The following is a 20,792-nucleotide window of genomic DNA, read 5'->3' on the forward strand; positions in this document are numbered from 1 at the left end:
GAAATTTTAATTTGCTTTATAACTTAATTCTGACTTTAGATTTAATTCTTTTTCCACTTCTAATTCATTTTCTACTGCTTCTATTTCTTTTTCCATTTCAGGTAAAATAAGGTTCATTACTATACCTACAATTGCAGCCAGTCCCATTCCCCCAAATTCTAGACCAGCAAATTTTAAAGTTAGATTTGAAATTCCTACTACCAGAGTAATTGAAACTATAACTAAATTTCTATTTTTAGAAAGGTCAACCTCATTTTCAACTAAAGTTCTTAGTCCGATTGAAGCTATCATACCAAAGAGTAAGAAAACTATTCCTCCCATTACTGCTGTCGGGATAGTCTGAATGAGGACTCCTACTTTCTGAACAAAAGAACTTAAAATTACTATCACAGCTGTTAGCTGAATAATCATTGGATTATAGACTTTAGTTAAGGCTAAAACTCCTACATTTTCTCCATAAGTTGTATTAGGAGGTCCTCCAAAAAGACCAGCAATTAAAGTAGCTATTCCATCACCTAAAAGTGTTCTGTGGAGACCAGGTTCTTCGATAAAATCTTTTTTAACAGTCGAACCAATAGCAACAACATCTCCCAAATGCTCAACCATTGTTACTAATGCAATCGGGGCCACAAGTGAAATTGCTTTTAAGTTACCACTGACTGTAGGCAGGGCAAACTTTGGCAGGGCAAACCAGGAAGCTTCCATTACTGGAGCAAAATTTACTAGACCTAAAGCAGCTGCAAAAGCATAACCACCTAAAATTCCAAGCAAAATTGGGATAACCTTAATAATTCCTTTAGCAAAAACACTGACTCCAACTGCTATTGCTAGAGTAACAAAAGCGACTAATAAATGTTCTGAAGCCATATCTTTAGCTGTTGGGGCCAGTCCTAATCCAATTGTAATAATTACTGGGCCAACTACTACCGGTGGCAAGAGCTTACGGAAAAATTTTGTGCCGAGTACTCTAATTACTAAAGACATCAGAGCATAAACAAGACCAACTGTCATAATTCCAAGCATAGCTCCATCTCTACCAAATTGATTTTGAGCTGCTATGATTGGAGCAATAAAGGCAAAAGATGAACCAAGGTAAGCTGGAACTTTACCACCTGTTATTAAGTGAAAAATTAAAGTTCCAAGTCCAGATGTAAAAAGTGCTACTGCAGGATTTAACCCTGTTAAAGCAGGTACTAATACTGTTGAGCCAAACATAGCAAACATATGCTGTAATGCTAAAATAAATAAGCGATGTCTTGTAATTCCATCTTCTTTAAGCTGATCTAAGTTTTCTTTACTTTGTTCTAAAATTTTCATTTTATACCTCCTGGGTGTTATAAAATTATTGAAAAACTTTTTAATTTATTCTGCCTAGATTAATAATTTAAACATAAAAAAACTCCCTACCAGTTTAGACCTGATAAGGAGTTTAAGTTCTTTAAACATTTTTTGTCCTCTACAAACTCTGCAGAGTCAAATTATGCTAAATTAATTCCTTACCGGTCTCTCTGGACCAATTTAAAGGATCATCTATTAAATTATTTTATTTTAGCTTTTTTCTAGTAATAAAACTACATCTTTTTGATCAGTTTCTACAAAATTAACATCTACAACCTCTGTTTTAGAAGTTGGTAAGTTTTTACCTACAAAATCTGCTCTAATTGGTAATTCACGGTGACCTCTGTCAATCATGATTGCTAATTGAATTTGTAGAGGTCTTCCTAAATCTATTAAAGCATCTAAAGCTGCTCTGATAGTTCTACCAGTATAAAGTACATCATCAACTAAAACAACTTTTTTTCCAGTTATATCAAAGGGAATCTCAGTTTGATGAACAATTGGCTTTTTTGCTACTGTAGAAAGATCATCTCGATAAAGAGTAATATCTAAAATTCCAGTTGCTACTTCTACACCTTCAATTTCCTTAATTTTAGCAGCTAATCTTTCTGCTAAAGGAATACCTCTAGTTCTAATTCCAATTAAAACTAAGTTTTCAGTTCCCTTATTTTTTTCTAAAATCTCATGGGCAATTCTAGTAATTGCTCTGTTCATTCCACTTGCATCAATTAATTCTTTTTTTAATTTCATTTTTGCTTCTTCCAAAAAATTACCTCCTTCAATAAATTCTTTCAGGGCAAAAAAATAACCTTCTTACGGCATAGTAAGAAGGTTGCTAAATTTATATTTTCCCTTACTAGCCTCTCTGGACTAATTTAAAGATTTATTATTTGATTTGAAATAATTTTATCAGAATATATAATTTAAGTCAAGTACTTTTTTTGCTTTTTGGTACCTGGTTATAGTGAATTAAAGCACAAACTTAAGTTTAAAACCAGCTGCTATTATTTGCTCAAGCAGCTGGTAAAATTATTCTCTATTTTATTTTTGATAATCTTGTAAAGCTTTACACTCTATTTTTTCACCTTTTTCGATTTTCATTAAAACTTTAAGCAGGGCCTGAGTTGTATCCAAAGAAGTTAAACAGGGAATTCCCATCTCGACTGCTGCCCTTCTAATTTTAAAACCATCTCTTTCTGGTGTCTTACCTTTAGTTAAAGTATTAACCACAAGATCAATCTTATCATCTGCGATCAATTCTAAAGAATCGGGTTTTCCTTTACCTATCTTTTTAACTATATCTACCTTAAGTCCTTTGGTTTTAAGAGCAGCAGCTGTGCCTTCAGTCGCCACAATTTTAAAACCAAGTTGAGCAAACTCTTTTAAGTATTTTATTGCTTCATCTTTATCCTTATTGGCAATAGTAGCCAAAATAGTCCCTGAGCGAGGAATTTCTAAACCAGCTGCTATTAAACCTTTATATAATGCTTTTTCATAGCTTTCAGCTAGACCTAATACTTCTCCAGTTGATTTCATTTCTGGACCTAAATTGGTATCTACTTCTGTTAATTTTGAAAAAGAAAATACAGGTACTTTAACTGCTACATGATCTTTTTCAGTAACAAGTCCACTATTCCAGCCTAAATCTTTTAAGTTTTGTCCTAACAGAGCTTTAGTCGCCAAATCTACCATCGGAACTCCTGTCACTTTACTTAAATAAGGAATTGTCCTACTTGAACGTGGATTAACCTCAATCACAAAGATTTCTCCATTACTAACAACATATTGAATGTTGATAACTCCTTTAATCTTTAAAGCTCTTGCTATTTTCTCAGTATATTTTACAGCTTTTGCTTTTAACTCTTCTCCAAGGCGATGCGGAGGATAAACTGCTATACTGTCACCTGAATGAACTCCAGCTCTTTCCACATGTTCCATAATGCCTGGTACAATAACTGTTTCTCCATCAGAAACTGCATCAATTTCAATTTCTGTTCCTGTTAAATATTTATCAACAAGTACTGGCCTATCAGGTGAAACTTTAACTGCATTTTTCATATAATCTGCTAATTCTTGCTCATTATAGACTACTTCCATTGCCCTACCTCCGAGGACATAAGAAGGCCTGACTAAAACTGGATAAGCAATTTCAGCAGCTATTTTTTCTGCCTCATTTAAATTAGCAGCAACTTTACCAGCAGGAACAGGAATTTTTAGTTTATTTAAAAGACCAATAAAGCGATCTCTATCTTCTGCTAAGTCAATTGAATCAACTGAAGTACCTAAAATATTAACTCCTGCTTCTGCCAGCGGTTCTGCTAAATTAACAGCTGTCTGGCCTCCAAACTGACAAATTACTCCTTCTGGTTTCTCATTTTCAATAATCTGCATTAAATCTTCTTTAGTTAGAGGCTCAAAATATAATCTATCTGCAGTATCAAAATCTGTACTAACAGTTTCTGGATTATTATTAACTATAATTGACTCATAACCTGCTTGATTTAAAGTCCAGGCCGAGTGGACACTACAATAATCAAATTCTATTCCCTGACCAATTCTAATTGGGCCTGAACCAATGACCATTATTTTTTTCTTAGCTGTCGGCTCTGCTTCATTAATCTTCTCATAAGAAGAATAATAATAAGGGGTTTCTGCTTCAAATTCTGCTGCACAGGTATCTACCATTTTAAAAACTGGATTTAACTGCATCTTTTTTCTAAATTTTTCTATTTCTATTTCTGTTTTTTGAGTTAAAAGAGCGATTTCTGAATCAGAAAAACCTTTTTCTTTAGCACTAAGTAAAAGTTCTTTATTTTCTTCTAAATTATCTGCAGCCTTAACTAAGCAATTTTCTAAGTCTATGATATTTTTTATTTTATATAAAAAGAAAGTACTGATCTTAGTAATCTGATGAACCTTATCAACTGTCCAACCACGTCGCAGTGCTTCTGCAATTATAAATAATCGATTGTCATCTGCTGTAAATAGAGCAGCTTCAACTTCTTTATCTTTTAGTTTTCTAAATTCTTCTAAATAAAATCCATAACGTCCTATCTCTAAAGAGCGGACTGCTTTCAGCATTGAAGCTTCTAAATTTCTGGCAATAGCCATTACTTCTCCTGTAGCCTTCATCTGAGTTCCCAAGTCACGATCAGCATAGTCAAATTTATCAAAGGGCCAGCGCGGAATCTTAAAAACTACATAATCTAAAGCCGGCTCAAAGCAAGCAGTAGTTTTGCCTGTGATTTCATTTGTAATCTCATCTAAACTATAGCCTAAGGCGATTCGGGCTGAAACTTTAGCAATTGGATAACCTGTTGCTTTAGAAGCCAAAGCACTAGAACGGCTGACTCGAGGATTTACTTCAATAATATAATATTGAAAACTTTCTGGGTCTAGAGCATACTGAACATTACATCCTCCTTCAATTCCTAAAGCTCTAATTATTTTTAAAGCTGAACTTCTAAACATCTGATATTCTTTATCTGTCAGAGTTTGGCTGGGAGCAACCACAATACTATCACCTGTATGTACCCCAACTGGGTCAAAGTTTTCCATATTACAAACAACTATACAATTGTTATTTGCATCTCTCATAACTTCATATTCTATTTCTTTCCAGCCCTTAATACTTCTTTCAATTAAAACCTGGCCAATTAAGCTGTGTTTAAAACCACGAGCTGTAATTTCCTTTAATTCTTCTAAATTATTAGCAACTCCACCTCCAGTGCCTCCCATAGTATAAGCCGGCCGCACAATAACTGGATAACCAATATCTGCTGCTATTGCTGCTGCTTCTTCAATATTTTCGGCAGTTTTACTTGCTAAAATTGGTTCTCCAATTTCATTCATTAATTCTTTAAAAGTATTTCTATCTTCTGCTCGCTTAATTGTTTCAATTGGAGTTCCCAAAAGTTCTATATTTAACTCTTTTAAAATATTAGTCTTTGCTAAATCAATTGCTAAATTTAAAGCAATTTGACCTCCTAAAGTAGGGATTATTCCATCTGGATTTTCTTGTTTTAGAATCTCAATTATACTTGCTACTGTTAGCGGCTCAATATAAACTCGATCCGCCATGTTTTCATCTGTCATTATGGTAGCTGGATTACTATTAACTAAAACAACTTCTAAGCCTTCCTCTTTTAAAGCTCGACAAGCTTGACTACCTGAATAATCAAATTCTGCTGCCTGTCCAATCACAATTGGTCCTGATCCAATAACCATCACTTTTTTAATGTCTTTTCTTTTAGGCATCTTTGCCTCCTTTAAATTTTGACAACTGCTGTTTAATAATTTTTGCTTGAAAAAATAATTTTACAATTTGATATCCTTAAAACATAGCTATAAATTGATCAAATAGATAATGAGAATCTTCTGGGCCAGGAGCAGCTTCTGGATGATACTGGACTGAAAAAGCAGGATATTTTTGATGCTTAAATCCTTCAACTGTCTGATCATTAACATTGAGGTGAGTTAATTCTAAATCCAGATCTGTTAGTGAGTCTGCTTTAATTGCATAACCATGATTTTGAGAAGTAATATAAACGCGGTTTGTAACTAAATCTTTGACAGGATGATTAGCACCATGGTGGCCAAACTTTAGTTTATAAGTTTCAGCTCCACAAGCAAGGCCTAAAAGTTGATGGCCTAAACAAATTCCAAAGATTGGAATTTTACCTAAAAGTTCAGCAATTGTGTTAATTAAATAATCTAAAGCTGCTGGATCACCTGGCCCATTTGATAACATTAAACCATCAGCTTCAAAATTAATTATTTCTTGGGCTGAGGTACTGGCGGGTACTATGATTACTTCACAATTTCTTTTGACCAATGAATTTTTTATATTTGTTTTGGCACCACAATCTAATAATACAACTCTATATTTATTTCCTAAACCATAAGTTTTAACTTCTTTACTGCTAACTAATGCCACTAAATCCCGCCCTGAAAGACCTGGAACAGCTTGTGCTTGCTTAATTAATTTTTGCCTGCTTAAATTTTCAGTAGTTATAATTCCAGTCATCGTTCCCTGACTTCTTAATATTTTAGTTAAAGCCCGTGTATCTATACCACTAATTGCTGTTATTCCATTTTCTTTTAAATATTGATCAAATTTCTTTTTTAAACGCCAACTTTCAGGCTCTTCAGCAAATTCCTTGACTATAAAACCATTAACATGAGCTTTAGCTGATTCAAAATCATCAGCATTTATGCCATAATTTCCAATCAGTGGATAAGTCATACAAACCATTTCTCCTTTATAAGAAGGATCTGTAAGAATTTCCTGATAACCTGTCATACTAGTATTAAATACAATTTCGCCTGAGCTTTCTTTTTCAGCACCAAAAATTTCTCCTTTGAAAAGACTACCATCTTCTAAAATAAGTTTTGCTTTTTTCATATAATTATAACTACCTCCACTTTTTTTTGCATAAAAAAAACCTTCATACCAGAAAGAATGGTTTGAAGGTTAAAGCTGACATAGTTAGCCAAAAAATTAAAAAATATAATTTTTGGCTTATATCTTGACCTTTGCCAGCCTCTCTGGACTGATTTAAAAGGATCTGTCATTATTTAATTTTAATAATTCTATTATCGTGATTTAGTTTAACATTATTTTTTTTTGCTGTCAACTATTATTTTCAAATTAAAAAAGTAATTTTGAGCATAATTAAATTTAAAAACTTTAAACTAATTAAAATAGTTCTCTAAAAGTACTAATCTTTATCTTATTTTTTAAAGCATACTTTATAATTTTTTCAATTCGTTTTAAATCAAAATTTTTATTGTGGGGATGTGAATAGAGAATTAAAAGAGCATTTTTTTCTTTTACCTCTTTTAAAAGTTTAAAAATATCTTTTTCATTAATTAAATTAGTTTCTAAAACAGCAGCCTTTAATTGATATTTAGAAAATGGCTTATAATTAATAAATGCTTTTGGAAACTTTTCTCCATGGCGATAACCAGATCTTGCAGCTTTATAATTCTTCCTTACTAATGCTAAAGGGTGGGAATAATAACCATTATAAGGAAAAACAAAAGTATCTATAATTAGGCCCATTTTCTCTAAATCTCTCTTCGATTCTAATATTTCTGCTTGTAAAGCTGAATCAGCTAATCTAATTAGAGTATTTTCTTTTGCATAGTTATTTTTTAGTGGAGCTTTAAGCTGGATAAATTTCTTTCCAGACTTTTTTATTTTAATTTTTTCTTTTACCCAAGTTTGAGTATTATAAATTACATACTCATAACTGTTTTCTATTAGAAAAGGATTTTTCACTTTAATTTTTTTAGTATTTTTTTTAGCATTTTTTGTTAAAGAATTTAAAATTAAAGCAGTATGCTTTTTACCATGATTGGCTATTTCCCAACCTTGAGCTTGTAAAAAAAGTAGTTCCTTTTTTTTAAGCCAATGTTTTTGCCCAATATAATCCGAATTTACTGCTACTACTGCTGGAATATTATATTTAGCATGGATTGGAAATGAAAGTTCAAAATCTTCTTGAAAACCATCATCATAAACAAAAATAATTGCTGGTAAATCATCTTTAGCTAAAACACTTGGACTTAATATTATTATTAAAAATAAAATTATAATTATTAACTTTAATTTATTAAACACTACTCAACCAACTCTTTCCTGCCTTATTAATGGCTATTGCTCCTAAAGGTGCTGTGATTATAATGGATAACACTGCTAAAGCTAAAATCAATTCTCCTTCAGCAACTCCAGCTGCTAAAGGTACAGCTCCAATGGCAGCCTGAACAGTTGCTTTAGGGGTATAGGCTAAAATGCAAAATAATTTTTCTTTTAAATTAAGATTACTTCCCCAAAGCGAAATATAAACACCAACTGATCGAGCAATCAGGCCAATACTAATAATTAAAATTCCCATCAAACCAGAATGTAAAGCAAGTTTAATATTTACTGCAGCTCCAATTAAAACAAATAACATTAATTCTGCAAAAACCCAAATTTTATTAAACTTCACAGCTAAGCGTTCTCCTAAAACTGGATATTTTTCTCTAATTACAAATCCTATAACCATGATACCTAGTAAAGTTGCTATTGGTAAAATATCTTCTAATAGGCTTTCTAAAGAATGCATTAAAATTCCAAAACTCAAAATTACTAATACTTTTTTGGTATCTCTTATATTATATTTTCGAAAAAAATAAATTAAAATCAAAGCAATTAGCATTCCCAAAATAACTCCCATTAAAATAGCAAGCGGAATATTTAAAATTTGCTTTAAAATACTAATTTGTTGCCCACCATAAAGACTCAAAAAAGTGGAAAATATAGTTATAGCAACAACATCATCAATAGAGGCACCAGCTAAAATTAAAGTGGGAATCCCTTTTTTTGTGCCTTTATTTTGTTCAATTAAATTTAACATTTGCGGCACAACAACTGCTGGTGATACTGCAGCGATAATAAAAGCTAAAATTCCTGCTTCTATAAATTCAAACTTTAATAAAACAATTGCTGCCAAAATTATAGCTGCACCTTCCATTAAACCTGGAATAAAACTAAGTTTAACTGCAGGAAATCCAACTTTCTTTAGAGTTTCTTTTTCAATTCCTAAACCTGCTCGAATTAAAATAACTATTAAAGCAATCATTCTCAAATCAGAAGAAATATTTAAAATATCTTGGGTAATTAGATCAAATCCGTAAGGACCTATAATCATTCCAATTACAAGCATACCTAATAAAGCAGGTAATTTTAATTTATCAAAAAATCTACCAAATAATAAAGCAAATAAAATAATTAAAGCTAAACTTAATGCCAATTTAACTTCTCCTCTTGTGAAAAAAATATTTTGTACCTGGTACCAATACAATAATAACAAAAAAACTCCTACCTAAATAGTTAAAACTAATCCTAAATAGATAGGAGCCATCAAATGTTATTTAAACAGTAAGCAATGGGGAGCTCCATCCCCTTTAATTTAGTTGATTAACAAATATTTTATGTAATTCAACATTTAATTCAAAACCTAATTCTCTTAAACTATGATCAAAAGCTTTAAGAGTTCTGTATAACTTAGCATCATAACAGTTTTCTCCCATATGACCAATCCTAATTAATCGATCTTCAAATTCTCCTAAAGAAGAAGCAATCATTACATTATAGCTTTCTGTCATTAATTGATTTAACTCTTGGTAACTAATACCTTTAGGAATTTCAATTGAAGTTACTGTATCAGAGTGTCCATTTTTAGCATATAAATTAAGATTTGACCTTTTAATAGTTTTTCGGACCGCTTCTGCTATTTTTTTATGTCTTGCATAAATTGTCTGATCAGCAATCCATTTATCTAAAGCAGCATCTAATGCATAAATATCACTTATTGCTTGAGTATAAGGAAAATATTTTTCTTCATACCAATTTTGCCAGAGCTGTAGATTTGTATAGTATCCTCTGACAGGAGTTTCTCGATCATTAACAGCTTCCCAAGCTTTATCACTGACACTTAAAAAAGTTAAACCTGGAGGTACTGAAAGACATTTTTGAGAACCACCTAAAATAATATCTATTCCCCATTTATCGACTTCAATTGGAACTCCACCAATTGCAGAAACAGAATCTACAACTGATAAAATATTATATTTATTTAATAAATTAGTGATTTCTTTAGCATCATTAATTACACCTGTAGAGGTTTCACAATGCACAAAAGTAGCAAATTTAAAATCATTTTCTGCAGCTAACTTTTTTTCTAATTTATTTATATTTATTTTTTCATCATAAGGAAAATCCCATTTTACAACATTTGCTCCATAAAGGTCAGCAAAATCTGCAAATCCTCTTCCAAAAATACCGTTATCTAAAACTAAAACTTTATCTTCTGGTTCGATTAAAGAAGCACAAGCAGATTCTAAGCCTAAAATTCCCTCCCCACTCATAATAATCACATCATTTTTTGTCTTTAATACCTTTTGCAATTTAGAACTAACTCCTAGGTAAAATTCAAAAAATTCAGGATCGAGATCAGGGTTGGTAATTTTGCGACTCATGGCCCTTCTTACCTCTTCGCTAACTTCAGTTGGACCAGGTGTCATTATTAATAAATCACTCACAAAAATCACTCCCAAAATTTATGGTCTACTATAGATTTTATAACTTTTAATAGGAGATTGTCAAGTTAAATTTTATAATTTTTAAGCTTTATTTTTTATTTAAAGAAAATTAGCCAAAAAAACACCTTCTCCGCACCTCTTAAAAGATAAGAGTAAAATTATATTTTTAATTTTTAACAACAGGTATTTCACGGTAATTTGACATTTCCTTTAATTCTTTTATATCAGGCGAGCCGTTTTTTTGGATTAATTTACCACTTTTGTTAACTTTTAAAAATATATTTGATCTAGGTTGATCAATAAATAATAAATCATTAGGGGCATTAATTTTTATATTACCTTCTGTATGCTTAATATAAATACCTTGACCAATATAAAATTCAGTTATATTTAAAGCACTACCAACTTCTTTTAAATATATCCATTCACGAGCAAAGTATTTACCACCTTTAATAAATCCTTTACCTTTAATATTTATTATATTCTGCCCTGAATGAATTACCGAATTATAAGCCCCTTGTTCCATAATAATTACATTACCAGAAGCAGTTATTTCTGAATTTTGAATATAATTTGCTAAAACATCAGATCGGTTTAGACTTTCTTGGGAATAGATAACATCTTCTAATTCTTCTGTTAATTGTTCAAAAAGTTCTGTATTTTTAATTCTAAGTATTTTTTTATAACCTTTAAATTCTAAATAGAGTTTTTTTAAAGTAGAAGCTGCTTTCCATTCAAAATTAAATTCTTGCATTTCTTCTGCTAATTCTGTAACTAAAGGAGGAATACTTTGAAATTTACCTGTTAAAAGCAACCTTAATATTTGACCAAAATCTAAGTTGCGAGATAAAATCCCCATTCTTTGTTGAGCTATTTCTAAAATTTGTTCGACTGATTTAAGCAAATTTTCTAGCAAATTATATAATTTTTTTATTTTAATTAATAATATTTGAGGAACAAAAAGACCTGCTATAATTTCACTCTGAATCACCTTTTTTTTAACTAATACATCTCCATCTACAGAAGCTTTGCAGCCTGTAATACTTTTTTTTACCTGCAAACTATTACCAACCCGCACATCAAAATAATCGAAAATTCCTCCATTTATAATTAGGTCCCCTTCAAATTTAATATTACCGGTTTTTTTGTTAACATTACCATTAATAACATATTGGGGAATAATTGAAACTTCAAAATCATCTTTTTTCTTTTCCAATTTAGGTCTGCCAGCCTTCAATGCTACAGCTTTTAAACCATTCTCTATCAATTTGATACCTTCTTTTGCTACCAACTTATAATCTTTAACTGGAGGTGCTTTAATCCTTTGTTTAAAAACATTTATTCCATCTTTAGGAAAAATTGCAGGTATTTTTTCTACTACTACTTCTCCTACTAAAAAAGAAGTTATATAATTAAAATCTTGAGCTAAAACACCTTTTTCTTTTTCAATAGATTTAATCACTGCATCTTTTCCCTCTTTTATATCTTGGCCTTCTGCAATTAAATAACTCCCACTTTTATTTTCTGCTATTATTTGATCAATAACTTCAGTTTTAATTCCAAATCTAACCTTGTTTTTTAATAAAAAAGCTGATATTTCTGTCTTTTCTAACTTTGGGCATTCTTTTGTCTTTTTTTCTACTTCAATAATTACTAAATTAGAAGGAGGCTGATCTTTAATTTTAAGTTCATATTCTGCTTCTATTTCCACTTCTAAATAAGCTTGAATGGCATTATTTGTGAATTTCAAATTCAAGTTTTTTTTAGCTAATTGATCATTTTTTTTTATTTCAATTTTACTATCACTAAAAACTATGCTTTCTCCTGTTATTTTTTCTTCGTCTAAATAAACTTCAACTTCATCGCCAGCTTTAATTCTAGCAAAACGACCATCTCCTTCTGGATCAGTTACAATAACTTTACAATTTTTAATTTCTACAGTGCCGTCAATATTTTCCATATTTACACCTCTTTTTAATTTATAATTTAAATTATAAATTAAGAAATTAAGTTAAAATAACTTTAATTAATTTATATAAAGGTAATCAGCTGTATTTAATATTATTCTATAATAGTAATAATTACCCTTTATTTTTAGTAATATTCTGATATTATTTTTTTTGAAAAAAATTAACTTCTTAGCTTCTTCAATAAACAAAAAAGTTTAATTATTTCAATCTATATTTAAGCTTTTATGGAGCCGGTGACAGGAGTTGAACCTGCAGCCTATGGTTTACGATACCAGGGCTCTACCAATTGAGCTACACCGGCTTTAAACTCTAAAAGGCTAATACTATGCCTCCTTCATTAGCATACACTGTACTTATTCCAGCTGTTTCTACAATTATTATATCTCTAAAATTATACTTTTTAGCTGCCTCTTTTTTAATATATTCTGCTTTTTCTAGAGCATTACAATGAGCAATTCCAAGAATTTTATCTTCTAAATTTTCTCCCTTTTCTCCAACTTTTTCAATTAATTTTCTAATTGCTCTTTTACTTCCTCTGGCTTTATCTGCAAGAGTTATTGTTCCTTCTGGAGTTCCAGCTAAAACTGGTTTGATATTAAAAAAAGAAGCAATTTTACCTTTTAGTTTGCCCATTCTACCCGCTTTAATTAAATTATCTAGAGAATCAAGTACAAATAAAGTATTCATTTCTTTAATATATTTGTTAGCTTTTTTTATAATTTCTTTTCTTTCCAAACCAGCTTCAATTAATTCACCTAATTTATAAGCAATCATAGTTTCTCCAACAGATGCACTAAATGAATTAAAAACTTTAACAAATTTATCTTCAGCTTCTTCTACTAGCAGCTCTTTAGCTAAAACTGCATTTTGATAGGAAGCACTTAATTCTTTAGAAAGAGTAATTACAAATGAATTTTCATGCTGACGATATAAATCTAAAAAAGGGCCAGGGCCAGGACTTGCTGTTTTAGGAGCCTGATCACTATTTTTCATAGTTTTTAAAAGTTTTTCTCTATCTAAATTTTGATTATCTACAAAATGTTCATCTTCTATATCAATAGAAAGTGGCGCTGTTGAAATATTAAATCTTTCTTTAATTTCTTTAGTTAAATCACAACAACTATCAACTATTATTTTAAACTCCATTCTGATACCTCCATAATATTATATTTTTACTATTTAATTCTACTCTACTTTACAATTTTATCTTTAATCATAATAAAAAGCAATAAAAATTCTATAATTTGATAAAGAAAAGCCCTGACTATATATATAGTCAGGGCAAATTTACATAATTAAGTTTTAATTATATAACTTCAACATTCTCTGCCTGAGGTCCACGATCTCCCTCAACAATTTCAAATTCAACTTCTTGACCTTCTTCTAAAGTTTTAAATCCTTCCTGCTGCAGAGCAGAGAAATGTACGAATACATCGTCGCCATCTTCTCTTTCAATAAAGCCATAACCTTTTTTCTCATCAAACCATTTAACATTTCCTGTGTAAACCATATTAATATCTTCCTCCTAAAATTTAACCCGAGTATGTGTAGCTAGTTTAGAATACTCAGTAATTTAAATATATCATTATAATTCTTATTTGTCAAATTTTTCTGACTCAATTATAAAACTCTGACTTTTAGCAAATAAATTAATATGCTATAATTAAATAAGGAGGAATTTTAATGCACAAATTTATGCTGAATAACTTTATATTTAATAATATAACAATTTTATTTTTGACTACAGCAGTTTTAATTACTATCTTAACTTTAATATCTGCCTGGAAAAAAATCAAAAATTATAAAAGTTTATTTGTAGTAAATTTTATTTTTTTTCTAATTAGTTTCGGAATTGTTGTTAGTACCAAAAATTGGTTTATTTTTATGATCGGCTGGGAAATTATTAGTTTAACTACTGCTCTAATTTTAATCTGGGATAGTAAAGATCTTGCCTGGGAGTATTTTGTAATTCAGTTTGTTGGAGGCAGTTTTTTAATTCTAACAATTTTAGTTGCCTATACAAATGGTTATCATACTTTAGGTCCAATAAATGAGCTCTGGCTGCAGTTAATGTTTATAGTAGGAGTTGGGGTTAAAAGTGCAATTATTGGTTTTCATATCTGGCTCCCATATATTTATAAAAGAGCATCTGCAAGTTTTTGTTCAATTTCATCTGCTTTAGTGGCTAAATTAGGCTATGTTATACTTTTAAAAATTATAACTAACGGCAATAGAGCTTTACTTTATTTAGGAATAATAATGATTTTTTATGGTGGTATTAAGGCTTTAGCAAATAAAAATTATAAATTAATTTTAAGTTACAGTTCTATAAGTCAATTTGGTTTTATTTGTTTAGCAATTGGAAGTGGTAATCAATATGGTTATTATGGAGCAGTCTTACATATAATTGCTCATGCATTTGCTAAATCAACCTTATTTAACACTGCTCAAAATTGGATTTTAAAGTTCAAATCAAATTCCATTTTTGATTTTTCAGCTTCTCTAAAGGAACTAAATATAAATACTATAAGTACTATTATTGCTTTTTTATCTTTGATGGCCTTTCCTCTTTTTATCGGTTATAATAGTAAATATTTAATTAAATACTCTTTAAATTCAATTCCAATATTTAAATTTTTATTACATTTAGGAAGTATTTTAACTGTTACCTATGTTTTTAAAGTATTATCTATTATATTTCTAGCAGATTATAAGGAAAAATCTATTGAAAAAAAAGTTGAACTGAATTATCAATTAAGTTCTTTAGAAAATATAGCTGTTTTGATACCAAGCATTATTCTATTTGTTTTGGCAATCAAACCAGATTTGTATTTAGATTATTATTTTAAAGTTAATTATTTATCAGCCTTTATAACTACTTCGATTTATATTTTAATTGCCTATTTAATTAAAATTCCTTTAATTTCTAGAATAAAAAATCAATAATATATTTATAAATAAAATACAAATTTAAAAGACTCCAAATAAATATTTATTTGGAGTCTTAATTTAGTAATTTTATTCTATTATAATTCTAGACTCTATTTCAGGAGCTAAGGGAGAATTTTCTTCAATATATTCAATTAAAATTTCTTCTAAACCACCAGCTTCACTTAAAATTGGTGCTTCAGCAAACATCTCATAGCCATCTCCACCAGCTTTCATAAAATCATTAGTGGCAACAGTATAGATCTTATTTGGATCTAATTTTTCTCCACCAACCCAAACTTTTTGAATTCTATTTCCTGATGCAGCATCTCCGTCAAAACTAAATTTAACTCCGGAAACCTGAGGGAAAAGACCTTCAGTTGCAGGGTATTCAGAAATTCCATGCTCTAAAGCAGCTTTCAGATCAGCACCACTAACTTTTGTTAACATAGCAGTATTACCAAAAGGTAAAACAGTGATAACATCACCTTGTGTTACTTCTCCTTTAGGTATAGAAGCACGAATTCCACCACCATTAGTTAAAGCTACATCAGCTTCAAATTTGTGTCTTAAAGCATCAGCTATTAAATTACCTAAATTAGTTTCTCTTGTTCTAACATCCTCTCTTGCTCCATCTAAATTAACATTAGTTTTTCCAACAACTTGAGAGGTAATTATCTTATTAGCATTATTTACTCTATTTACAAATTCTGAAATAATATAATCTTTTTTAACATTCTTAGTATCTGCTTTAGAAATTAAATTGGCCTTAATATCTAAAAGCTTACCATTTTTTATGACTAAATCTACATAACCTAAATTTTTAGTATGTTCTCCAGCCATAACAATCATTGTATTATTAATTTTTAAACCATTTTCTAAAATAGTATGGCTGTGACCATCAACTATTAAGTCAATTCCTTTTACATTTTTAGCTAGATTTGAACTATTATCAATCCCTAAATGAGATAAGCCTACTATTATATCTACTTTATTTTCTAATTCTTTTACTGTTTTTTTAGCTACAGTAATTGGATCTTCAAAGCTCAAACCTTCAACATTTTTAGGATGAGTTTTATAAACAGTTTCGGGTGTTACTAAACCAAAAATACCTACTTTAAAGCCATTATATTCTTTTATGATATAATCTTTAGTATAAGGAATTTCTTTGCCATCTTCTCTAACTAAATTAGCAGCTAAAAAAGGAAAATTATTTATTTTAGCTAATTCTGAAACTCTTTTTTGATCATAATTAAAGTCATGATTTCCTAAAACTAAAGCATCAAGTTTCATTAAATTTAAAATATGACTAATCGATTCACCTTGATTAATATTAGCAATGGTTTGACCATGGAAAGTATCTCCAGCATCTAAAAACATTACATTTTCTTTTTCTTTTCTTGCTTCCTTGATTAAAGTCGCTATTTTAGCATATCCCATACTACCTGAATAACTGTCCTCTTCAACTCTAGCATGAGCATCATTAAGATGATAAATTCTAAGCTCTGTTGTTTCAGCTAAAGTGTTAATCGGAAAACTAATAATTAAAGCTAAGACGAAAAGACCTATTACAATTTTTTTTGAATTCATTAATTTTACCCCCATTGTTAGTAATTAATTAAATATTAAATTTAAAAACTTAAACTTTTCACCTCCTTTTAAAATTTGTCAGAAGTCTGACGACTCTTTATATATATATATTATCTAAAAATTTAAAAAACCCTTTTTTTATTTTAAATATTAACAAAATTAATCACAACAAAAAAAGGAGTAAAATACTACTACTCCTTTTTTATAATTTTTATTTAAAACTAAAGCTCTTATAATTTAAATTTAGAAATAGATTCTGCTAATTGCTCTGCCATTACAGCTAATTCATCCGCAGCAGTGATTATTTCATCTGTAGCTGCATTTTGTTCCTGACTTGAAGCTGCAACTTCTTCTGAGTTAGCAGCTGCTGTTTCACTAGCAGAAGCAATCTCATTAATTGCTCGCTCAACATCATTACTATTAGCTGCCATTTCTTCTGCTTTATTATTAATATTAGTAATTATTCTGCTTAAAACTTCAGCAGTATTTTCAATTTCTTTAAACGCATCTCCACTTTCTTCAATCGAACTTACACTTGAATCTACTACTTCTCCTGTTTGGCCAATATTATCAACAGATGCTTCTACATCTTTTTGAATACCTTCTATTAGTTCAGTTATTTCATCAGTAGCTTGATTTGATTCTTCTGCTAATTCTCTAATTTCATCTGCTACCACTGAAAAACCTCTTCCTGCTTCACCAGCTCTAGCTGCTTCAATTGCTGCATTTAAAGCAAGTAAATTAGTTTGTGAAGAAATATCTTTAATTAAGTTTACAATCTCTCCAATTCGTTGAGAAGATTCTGCTAAGGAATGAACTGCTTTTTCTACTTGTTCAGAATTACTTTTTAATTTATTAATTTCAGTTGAAGATTTATCTATAGCTTGATTCCCTTTTTCAATATTTTCCATTACATTAACAGATTGTCTGTCCATTGCTTCAGAAGAATTATTAACCATATCTATTTGAGAACTTAATTGATCCATAGTAGCTGAAGTTTCTTCAACTTGAGCAGACTGTTCTTCAGTATTAGAGGCTACTTCCTGAATTGCTTTGCTAACATCTTCTGCACTCTGGCCAACTTGATTACCACTAGCTGATAATTCTTCACTTGAGGCTGCAACTTTATCCGAAATATTTTTGACATTTAAAATCATTGATTTCAAATTATTAATCATCTCAGCAAAAGAATTTGTAAGTTCTCCAACTTCATCTCTGCGCTTAAGATATTTTTCTTCAATATTTAAAGTGAAATCACCAGCTGCTATTTTTCTTGCAGTTTGAGTTACATAATTTAAAGGATTTGCTATATAGCTAGCAATTATAGTTGTAACTATAATGCCAAAAATCAAAGCTATTAAAGCAATAATCAAACTCATATTTTTTAGCTTAGATAACTGAGACATAACTTTCGATCTATCTGCAGTCATAGCAACTGACCAGCCATTAATTGGTACAGCAGAATAAGCCATTATTTTATCCTGTTTAGTTAATTGATAATCAATAACTCCACTTTCGCCAGCAGCCATTTTATTACTAATTTCTTTTAGATCAGTATTTATTTGTGACAAATTAGTATTTGATATATATTTATTTTCAGGATGAGCAATAGTATTTCTATTTTGATTAATAATCCAACCATAGCCTGAGCCATTAATATTCATTTCATTAACCAAATCCTGTAAATATTGAGTTGAAACAGTTCCAATTAAAAGCCCAACTTGCTCCCCAAAATCGACAATAGGTACAGCTATAGAAATTACATTATCCTCGGTTATTTTACTTGCTCTAACATTAGAATATGTAATCTTACCACTTTTCATTGCTTCTTTAAAATATTTGCGATCTGCAAGGTCCAGATTTCCTCCCCCAACTACATTTGCTCTTCCATCTGGTCTAGCAACAATAATATTTTCTAGTTCGGAATGTTCAGACTCTTTTAAAAATCTTTCTTGACTGCTCCACATCATTGTTTTAACATTATTTGATCCAGCTAAGTTTGTTAAAAATATTTCCATCCCATTTAACCATTCATTGATAGTAGCTGCATTTTGTCTAGAACTTTCTTGAGCACTTGACATTATTGTGCCTTCTAAAATATTTGAAGACTGATAATATAAAGTAAAAGCAGTAGTTGCTACTATAATTAAAATTAAAACTGATATTGCTATTAACATTCTTCCTTTAATAGAATTTAGCATTTAAAATCCCTACCTTTTTTAAAATTTTTAAAATAGTATAATAAAATTTCTCTTTAATCTTTATAACAATAAATTAATTGTACTAAAGTTGATTAAATAATTCAAGTTAACTTCAAGTATTTAAAACTTTATTTTCCTTGCTTTTTAATTTTTAATATGTTAAAATATAAAATGTTGACGCCGAAGTGGTGGAATTGGCAGACGCGACGGATTCAAAATCCGTTGTCCTCACGGACGTGTGGGTTCGAGTCCCACCTTCGGCACCATTTGAAATATTTAATTTAAATCTCCTTCTGGGAGATTTTTTTAGTTTAAGCAGGATAAATTTATTTATATCTAAAAAAGGTCAGAAGTCTGACAATTGACTCTATTAAATATAATTAAACAAAACTTTTTAATATCCTGCCTCAAAATAAATTTAATTTTAAAAAAGGAAGTGATTTTCATGAAGGCTGAACTAATAATTTGTGGGGCTGGACCTGCAGGCCTTTTCGCTGCAATTCAAGCTGCTAAAAATAATGATTTCAAAATATTAATTTTAGAAAAAAATCATAAAGCAGGCCAAAAGCTCTTAATTAGTGGTTCTGGTCAGTGTAATTTAACTCATGCTGGTGATATTTCTAATTTTTTTGATCATTATGGAGAAAATTATAATTTTTTAATGGGCCCTTTATATACCTTTGATAACAAAAAATTAATGCATTTTTTCCAAAAAAGAGGTATCGAATTTAGAAAAGCTAGAAGTGGAAAAATATTTCCACAATCAAATAAAGCTGCTGATATTTTAAATATTTTATTAGATGAATGTCAAAAACGAAAAATTAAAATTAAATATAATTCTCCTGTTAAAAAAGTAATTAAAAAAAATGGTCTTTTTGAAATTAAAACCAAAAATAAAACTTATAAAAGTAAATATTTTTTAATCGCAACTGGTGGTAAATCATTTCCGAATACAGGTTCTACAGGTGATGGCTTTAAAATGGCCCAGGCTTTAGGTCACAAAATAGTTAAACCACAACCTGCTTTAGCTCCTGTAATTATTAAAAATTATAAATTTAAAAAATTAAGTGGTATTTCTCTTAGAGATAAAGAAATTTCTCTTTGGAGAAAAGGTAATTTGCTAAAAACTTGGTCTGCTGATTTGATTTTAACTCATCGTGGACTTTCAGGCCCTGGCATAATAAACTATTCGCGTTATCTTAAAAAAGGTGATCTAATAAAAATTAAGCTGCTTAAATATAACCAAGCAGAATTAGAAAAAAATTTATTAAAAAGAATTAAAAGAGAAGGTCGTCTAAATCTAGTTAATCTCTTAATTCAATATCCTTTAGCCCAAAGATTAATTCAAAAGATACTTGAATTAGCAAAAATTGATGGTAGTCAAAATGCTGCTCATCTTAGCAAAGAGCAAAGAAAAGAAATTATTCAATTATTTTCTAGCCTTGAATTTGAAATTGATAGCTTAGCTAATTATCATCAGTCAATGGTAACTAAAGGTGGGATTGAACTAAGTCAAATTAATCCCCAAATTATGGAATCTAAAATAACTAAGAATCTTTTTGCTGCAGGTGAAGTATTAGATATTGATGGTGACACTGGTGGCTATAATCTGCAAGCAGCCTTTGCAACTGCATATTTAGCTGGTTCTGAATTAGCAAAAAGACTATCAATTTAA

14 protein-coding genes, 2 tRNA genes and 1 riboswitch are annotated in these 20,792 nt (G+C 29.9%); of the genes, 3 read left to right on the top strand and 13 right to left on the bottom strand.

What is annotated here, in order from left to right; translation table 11 throughout:
- Positions 1-6: 6 nt before the first annotated feature.
- The 11 genes from HPRAE_RS07595 to HPRAE_RS07645 all read right to left on the bottom strand — a co-directional run bounded on the left by HPRAE_RS07595 (position 7) and on the right by HPRAE_RS07645 (position 13,908).
- Positions 7-1,317, bottom strand: coding sequence for a uracil-xanthine permease family protein (locus tag HPRAE_RS07595; protein ID WP_014553636.1), 1,311 nt, complete (start codon positions 1,315-1,317; stop codon positions 7-9).
- 231 nt (positions 1,318-1,548) lie between these two features.
- Positions 1,549-2,088, bottom strand: a complete 540-nt coding sequence (gene pyrR / locus HPRAE_RS07600) for a bifunctional pyr operon transcriptional regulator/uracil phosphoribosyltransferase PyrR (RefSeq protein ID WP_041607287.1) — start codon at positions 2,086-2,088, stop codon at positions 1,549-1,551.
- 291 nt (positions 2,089-2,379) lie between these two features.
- Positions 2,380-5,595: a carbamoyl-phosphate synthase large subunit gene (gene carB / locus HPRAE_RS07605; RefSeq protein WP_014553638.1), complete on the bottom strand. Its 3,216-nt coding sequence runs from the start codon at positions 5,593-5,595 to the stop codon at positions 2,380-2,382.
- 76 nt (positions 5,596-5,671) lie between these two features.
- Complete coding sequence (gene carA, locus HPRAE_RS07610; protein WP_014553639.1) at positions 5,672-6,742, bottom strand: glutamine-hydrolyzing carbamoyl-phosphate synthase small subunit; 1,071 nt, start codon at positions 6,740-6,742, stop codon at positions 5,672-5,674.
- Positions 6,743-7,036: 294 nt separating this feature from the next.
- On the bottom strand, positions 7,037-7,963 hold the full coding sequence (locus HPRAE_RS07615) for a polysaccharide deacetylase family protein (RefSeq protein WP_014553640.1): 927 nt from the start codon (positions 7,961-7,963) through the stop codon (positions 7,037-7,039).
- The gene (locus HPRAE_RS07620; RefSeq protein ID WP_014553641.1) at positions 7,956-9,137 is read right to left on the bottom strand and encodes a cation:proton antiporter; all 1,182 of its coding nucleotides are present in this window, start codon (positions 9,135-9,137) and stop codon (positions 7,956-7,958) included. The genes HPRAE_RS07615 and HPRAE_RS07620 overlap by 8 nt, the downstream gene beginning before the upstream one ends.
- Before the next feature lie 94 nt (positions 9,138-9,231).
- Positions 9,232-9,299, bottom strand: a riboswitch (Fluoride riboswitch).
- Positions 9,292-10,428 (bottom strand): pyridoxal-phosphate-dependent aminotransferase family protein, encoded by a 1,137-nt coding sequence (locus HPRAE_RS07625; protein WP_014553642.1) that lies wholly within the window; start codon positions 10,426-10,428, stop codon positions 9,292-9,294. (Overlaps the previous riboswitch by 8 nt.)
- A gap of 166 nt (positions 10,429-10,594) precedes the next feature.
- Positions 10,595-12,388: a FapA family protein gene (locus HPRAE_RS07630; protein WP_014553643.1), complete on the bottom strand. Its 1,794-nt coding sequence runs from the start codon at positions 12,386-12,388 to the stop codon at positions 10,595-10,597.
- Positions 12,389-12,623: 235 nt separating this feature from the next.
- Positions 12,624-12,699 (bottom strand) — tRNA-Thr (locus HPRAE_RS07635).
- Positions 12,700-12,707: 8 nt separating this feature from the next.
- Positions 12,708-13,544, bottom strand: coding sequence for a DegV family protein (locus HPRAE_RS07640; RefSeq protein WP_014553644.1), 837 nt, complete (start codon positions 13,542-13,544; stop codon positions 12,708-12,710).
- A gap of 160 nt (positions 13,545-13,704) precedes the next feature.
- Positions 13,705-13,908 carry a cold-shock protein gene (locus tag HPRAE_RS07645; RefSeq protein WP_014553645.1) on the bottom strand — a complete coding sequence of 68 codons (204 nt, stop codon included), beginning with the start codon at positions 13,906-13,908 and terminating at the stop codon, positions 13,705-13,707.
- A 173-nt stretch (positions 13,909-14,081) separates the two neighbouring features.
- On the opposite strand from HPRAE_RS07645, the gene HPRAE_RS07650 reads away from it, so the two are divergent.
- A complete protein-coding gene (locus HPRAE_RS07650; RefSeq protein WP_014553646.1) occupies positions 14,082-15,344 on the top strand; it encodes a complex I subunit 5 family protein in 1,263 nt (420 codons plus the stop codon).
- Positions 15,345-15,416: 72 nt separating this feature from the next.
- On the opposite strand, the gene HPRAE_RS07655 is transcribed toward HPRAE_RS07650, so the two are convergent.
- Both HPRAE_RS07655 and HPRAE_RS07660 read right to left on the bottom strand, forming a co-directional pair.
- The gene (locus HPRAE_RS07655) at positions 15,417-16,916 is read right to left on the bottom strand and encodes a bifunctional metallophosphatase/5'-nucleotidase (RefSeq protein WP_014553647.1); all 1,500 of its coding nucleotides are present in this window, start codon (positions 16,914-16,916) and stop codon (positions 15,417-15,419) included.
- Between the two features lie 230 nt (positions 16,917-17,146).
- Positions 17,147-19,117 carry a methyl-accepting chemotaxis protein gene (locus HPRAE_RS07660; protein WP_014553648.1) on the bottom strand — a complete coding sequence of 657 codons (1,971 nt, stop codon included), beginning with the start codon at positions 19,115-19,117 and terminating at the stop codon, positions 17,147-17,149.
- A gap of 179 nt (positions 19,118-19,296) precedes the next feature.
- Here HPRAE_RS07660 and HPRAE_RS07665 point away from each other — a divergent pair.
- Together HPRAE_RS07665 and HPRAE_RS07670 are read left to right on the top strand one after the other, a co-directional pair.
- Positions 19,297-19,383, top strand: a tRNA-Leu gene (locus tag HPRAE_RS07665).
- 179 nt (positions 19,384-19,562) lie between these two features.
- Positions 19,563-20,792 (top strand): BaiN/RdsA family NAD(P)/FAD-dependent oxidoreductase, encoded by a 1,230-nt coding sequence (locus HPRAE_RS07670; RefSeq protein ID WP_014553649.1) that lies wholly within the window; start codon positions 19,563-19,565, stop codon positions 20,790-20,792.

The sequence above is a fragment of the Halanaerobium praevalens DSM 2228 genome (assembly GCF_000165465.1).
GTDB classification, from domain to species: domain Bacteria; phylum Bacillota; class Halanaerobiia; order Halanaerobiales; family Halanaerobiaceae; genus Halanaerobium; species Halanaerobium praevalens.